The 4,365-nt window shown below is 68.6% G+C and carries 3 protein-coding genes; 2 read left to right on the top strand and 1 reads right to left on the bottom strand.

All coding sequences use genetic code 11. The features are described 5' to 3' along the window. The first annotated feature begins 41 nt into the window (after window positions 1-41). Window positions 42-2,723: an efflux RND transporter permease subunit gene (locus ABDW35_RS32900; protein WP_343718069.1), complete on the top strand. Its 2,682-nt coding sequence runs from the start codon at window positions 42-44 to the stop codon at window positions 2,721-2,723. Between the two features lie 124 nt (window positions 2,724-2,847). Here ABDW35_RS32900 and ABDW35_RS32895 read toward each other — a convergent pair whose 3' ends face one another. After that, entirely contained in the window at window positions 2,848-3,414 is a 567-nt protein-coding gene (locus tag ABDW35_RS32895; protein WP_343718068.1) for an ankyrin repeat domain-containing protein, read from the bottom strand. A gap of 149 nt (window positions 3,415-3,563) precedes the next feature. Between ABDW35_RS32895 and ABDW35_RS32890 the strand changes: the two genes are divergently transcribed. Next, window positions 3,564-4,217 (top strand): peroxiredoxin, encoded by a 654-nt coding sequence (locus ABDW35_RS32890; RefSeq protein ID WP_343718067.1) that lies wholly within the window; start codon window positions 3,564-3,566, stop codon window positions 4,215-4,217. Window positions 4,218-4,365 lie beyond the last annotated feature (148 nt).

Below are 4,365 nucleotides of genomic sequence, written 5' to 3'. Positions count from 1 at the left end.
ACTGTACCTCCCTGCCGCCGCATGTGTGTATCAATGACCTGGTGTTAACACCGCTACAACAGGCCAACGCCTATTACATATGGGTGCCCGGCGTCGGCGACGCCACGCTGTTCGGCGCCGGCAAGGACTATTCGATGCGGATCTGGCTGCGGCCGGACAAGCTGGCGCAGTACAGCCTGACGCCCAGCGACGTCTCCGCCGCGATCCGCGAGCAGAACGCCCAGTTCGCCGCCGGCCGCTTCGGCGAGGAGCCGGATGCGAGCGGCCTGGCCTTCACCTATTCGGCGACCACGGACGGCCGCCTGCCGAACGCCGAGGCCTTCGAGAACATCATCCTCAAATCCGACAGCAACGCGGCGACGCTGCGGCTGAAGGACGTGGCGCGGGTCGAGCTCGGCGCCCAGGCCTACAACTCCGCCGCCAACTACAACGGCAAGCCGGCGGCCGCGATCGGCATCTACCTGCAGCCCGGCGCCAACGCGCTGGAGACGGCGGAGGGGGTGAAGGCGCGGATGGAGGAGCTGAAGCAGGCCTTCCCCGACGGCATCACTTACGCCATCCCCTACGACACCACCCGCTTCGTCCAGGTCTCGATCGACGAGGTGATCAAGACCTTCATCGAGGCGATGGTCCTGGTCGTGCTGGTGGTCTTCGTCTTCCTGCAGAATCTGCGGGCGACGCTGATCCCGGTGATCGCGGTGCCGATCTCGATCCTCGGCACCTTTGCCGGGATGTACATCCTCGGCTTCTCAATCAATCTGCTGACGCTGTTCGGGCTGATCCTGGCCATCGGCATCGTCGTCGACGACGCGATCGTCGTGCTCGAGAATGTCGAGCGCATCATGCGCACCGAGAGGCTGCCGCCGAAGGAAGCGGCGCGGAAGGCGATGGACGAGGTGTCGGGCCCGGTCATCGCCATCGTGCTGGTGCTGTGCGCGGTGTTCGTGCCGGTCGCCTTCATGGGCGGGCTGGCCGGCGAGATGTACCGCCAGTTCGCGGTCACCATCGCGGTGTCGGTCACCATCTCCGGCATCGTCGCGCTGACGCTGACCCCGGCGCTGTGCGCCCTGATCCTGAAGCCCGGCCATCACGAGCCCGCCCGGCCGTTCCGCTGGTTCAACCGGGTGTTCGACCGCATCACCTCGGCCTACACCGCGGGCGTGCGCTTCTTCCTCAAGCGCTTCGCCATCGGCCTCTTGCTGTTCGCCGGCTTTGCCGGGGTGGCGGGCTTCCTGTTCCAGAAGATCCCGGGGTCGCTGGTGCCGGACGAGGATCAGGGCTACCTGATCGTCGCCGCCTTCCTGCCGCCGGCCGCTTCGCTGGAGCGGACCGAGAAGGCGCTGTCCGAGGCGACACAGAACATCCTCAAGCACCCGGCGGTCAGCGAAAGCATCGACGTGCCCGGCTTCGACCTGCTGTCGGCGGCGCAGAAGACCTATGGCGGCGTCGTCTTCGTGCCGCTGAAGGACTGGTCGCAGCGCACCGACCCGGCGCTGGACGCGCGCAACCTGCCCGGGCCGTTCATGGGCATGAATGCCGGCATCAAGGACGCGATGGTGCTGGCCTTCAACCCGCCGCCGATCATGGGCATGAGCACCACCGGCGGTTTCGAGGCCTATGTCCAGGACCGCACCGGCGCCGGCTATCCGGCCCTGGCCGCGGCGACGCAGAAGCTGGTCGAGGCCGCGGCCAAGCGGCCGGACTTGGCGGGCGTGCGGTCCCAGTTCAACATCGCCATCCCGCAATACAAGCTCGACGTCGATCGCGAGAAGGCGCGGGCGCTGGGTGTGCCGATCTCTTCGATCTTCGACGCGATGCAGGCCACCTTCGGCAGCCTCTACGTCAACGATTTCACGCTTTATGGCCGCAACTACCGCGTCAGCCTGGCGTCGGAGGGCAGCTTCCGCCAGCGGCCGGAGGATCTGAAGCAGGTCTTCGTTCGGGCCGATGGCGGGGCGATGATCCCGATCGACGCGCTGGTCAAGGCACACCGCGTGGTCGGCCCCGACCAGGTCGAGCGCTTCAACATCTTCCCGGCGGCCAAGATCATGGGTGGCCCGGCGCCGGGCTATTCCTCCGGCCAGTCGATCGCGGCGATGGAGCAGCTGGCCAAGGAGGTGCTGCCCAGCGGCTACGCCCTGGCCTGGACCGGCTCGGCCTTCCAGGAGCAGTCGACCGGCGGCTCGGGCAACCAGGCGCTGCTGTTCGGCCTGGTCATGGTGTTCCTGATCCTGGCGGCGCAATACGAGCGTTGGTCGTTGCCGATCGCGGTGCTGACCGCCGTGCCCTTCGCCCTGTTCGGGGCGCTGGTGGCGGTGTGGCTGCGCGGGCTGCAGAACGACGTCTATTTCCAGATCGGCCTGGTCACGCTGATCGGCCTCGCCGCCAAGAACGCGATCCTGATCGTCGAGTTCGCAGTCTTGAAGCGCGAGGAGGGGATGAGCGCCTTCGACGCGGCGCTGGAGGCGGCGAAGCTGCGCTTCCGGCCGATCGTGATGACCTCGCTAGCCTTCATCCTGGGCTGTCTGCCATTGGCCATCGCCAGCGGCGCCGGCTCGGCCAGCCGCCACTCGATCGGCACCGGCGTGATCGGCGGCATGCTGGCCGCCACCGTCATCGCCACCTTCTTCATTCCGATGTTCTACCGGCTGATCGCCTGGCCCGATCGCAAGAAGCCGGGCACGGAAGCGGGGCCCGCCTTCCCCCAGGCGGAGCATCCGTGAGACGGGGCCGCCCCACGGCCCCGCCTCGGTCCCGGTCGTCATTGCTGCCCCTCGACGACCGGGACTCCTAACCGGACGGGGCGCGGACCGCAACCCGCGCCCCGTCCATCGCCTCCCATAAGAATCAGTCCGACAGGCCGGCCTTGCGCAGCCGGGCCGCGACCGCGCGCGACCGGCTGGTCTCGGCCCAGCCCAGGGCGGAGCGGCCGGTGAAGTCGCGCAGCTGAGGATTGGCGCCGCCTGACAGCAGCGCCTCGACCGCCGGCAGGTTGCCGTCGCGGGCCGCCGCCATCAGCGGAGTGATCCCCTGGCGATTGGCACGGTTCGGGTTGGCCTTGCCGTCCAGCAGGGCGCGCACGACATCGGCGTCGCCGGTGTCCGCCGCCCAGAACAACGGCGTGTTGCCGATCGAATCGGCCTGGTCCGGCTGGGCGCCGAAGCGCAGCAATTCGCGCACCAACGGGGCGCGGCCATCCCGGGCGGCGATCACCAGCGCCGTCCGGCCATCGAGATCGGTCGCGTTCGGGGATGTTCCGCTCAGCAGCAGCGTCCGGACCTTGCCTATGTCGTTGGCGTCGACTGCCTGGATCAGGTCCGGCGCCCGGCGCAGCGCGTCGATATCGGCCATGGCGGGGACGCTGAGGGTGAGAAGCAGCGCCGCGGCCGCCGCGATGCGGGTGCCTCGTTTCATCTGGTCTCTCCAGCCCATCCGCAGGTCATGCGGGGTCGGCGCGAGCTTATACCGCGCCCGGGACCCGGGCCAGCCGGTTGGCCCGGATGCCACGGCTGGACTATCCTGCGGCAACGCTGCCGCTATCGCCGTCATCAGTGAGTGCTGCCATGACCGAGATCTCCCCCCTGCCCAGCCTGCCCCGCCTCGGGCAGGTGGCCCCGTCCTTCGAGGCCGAGACCACGCATGGGCGCTTGGCGCTCGAGGATTTCCGGGGCAGCTGGGTGGTGCTGTTCTCGCACCCGGCCGACTTCACCCCGGTCTGCACCACCGAGTTCGTCGCCTTCGCCCGCATTGCCCCGGCGCTGAAGGAGCGTGGGGTCGAGCTGCTGGGCCTGTCGATCGACAGCATCTACGCCCATCTGGCCTGGACCAAGCGGATCGAGGAGCTGTTCGGTACTCGCATCCCGTTCCCGGTGATCGCCGATGGCGACCGCAAGGTGGCGACGCTGTACGGCATGATCATGCCGGAGCAGTCGGGCACCGAGACCAGCCGCTGCGTCTTTGTCATCGACCCCACCGGGGTGGTGCGGGCGATGATCTACTATCCCCTGACCACCGGCCGGAACATCGATGAGATCCTGCGTCTGATCGACGCGCTGCAGACCACCGACAAGCACAAGGTCGCCACCCCGGCCGACTGGCGCCCGGGCGACAAGGTGATCGTGCCGGCGCCGCGCACGATCGAGGATGCCGACGCCCGGGCCAAGGGCGGCTACGACTACACCGACTTCTGGTATTGCCAAACCGGGGTGAAGGGCTGATCCGGCCCGCCCGAGCGTAGACCATGGCCTGCATCAATCCCGACGGCACCCTGACCGAGGTGGCGAAGCGCAGCCTGACCCTGTTGGCCGTGCCGCACACCGCGGCCCGGCTGGCGGAGGCGGCCGGCCTGCCGCTCTGGCGGGTGCG

Source organism: Inquilinus sp. (genome assembly GCF_039594555.1).
Classification (GTDB): Bacteria; Pseudomonadota; Alphaproteobacteria; order DSM-16000; family Inquilinaceae; genus Inquilinus.
The sequence above is the reverse complement of the archived record's forward strand: the minus strand, read 5'-3'. Positions and strand labels throughout refer to the sequence as shown.

Excerpts from the sequence above, each read along its gene's own strand:
- ABDW35_RS32895 (WP_343718068.1), bottom strand. The coding sequence starts at position 3,414 with ATGAAACGAGGCACCCGCATCGCGGCGGCCGCGGCGCTGCTTCTCACC.
- ABDW35_RS32890 (WP_343718067.1), top strand. The coding sequence starts at position 3,564 with ATGACCGAGATCTCCCCCCTGCCCAGCCTGCCCCGCCTCGGGCAGGTG.